Source organism: Shigella sp. FC1967, assembly GCF_001743005.1.
In the GTDB taxonomy this organism is placed as follows: Bacteria; Pseudomonadota; Gammaproteobacteria; order Enterobacterales; family Enterobacteriaceae; genus Proteus.
The window spans coordinates 1-408 of sequence record NZ_MIIZ01001304.1 but is presented as its reverse complement, the minus strand read 5'-3'; the positions used below and the strand labels follow the sequence as shown (position 1 = coordinate 408).

Sequence of the window (408 nt, the reverse complement as noted above, 5' to 3'; positions counted from 1 at the left end):
ATCAGGGGTTGGATGATGTCCTCACAGCGGTGTCAGGCCAGCCTGATGCTGTAATTGTGTTCCGTGGAATCCCGGAAGGAATGAACCTGGGGCAGGGGGTTAAAGCTATTCAGGCGCTCGCGGCCAAAAAAGACCCAGTGCCGAACATCATCATCAACCCTACGTTGTTCAAAACGTACAACATCACAGCCGTTCCCACGATTGTGATGCTGGAGGATGAGCCGTTGCCTGGCGAACAACCAAACGTCGTCGCCCAGGTCTCCGGGTTGTCCGACCGGTATGGTTGGCTCGGGAAGTGGATAACGGAGAAAAAAGGCGATCTCGGCGTTAAGGGGCCAGTGGAGAAAATCAGCGAGCCAGACCTTATTGATGTTGCCAAGAAACGCCTTGCCAATATCGACTGGGAAG

1 protein-coding gene is annotated in these 408 nt (G+C 54.2%); it reads left to right on the top strand.

Annotation, left to right across the window (positions count from 1 at the left end):
• On the top strand, positions 1-408 hold a 408-nt coding region (locus BHE89_RS21475), incomplete at both ends, for a TrbC family F-type conjugative pilus assembly protein (protein ID WP_286146406.1).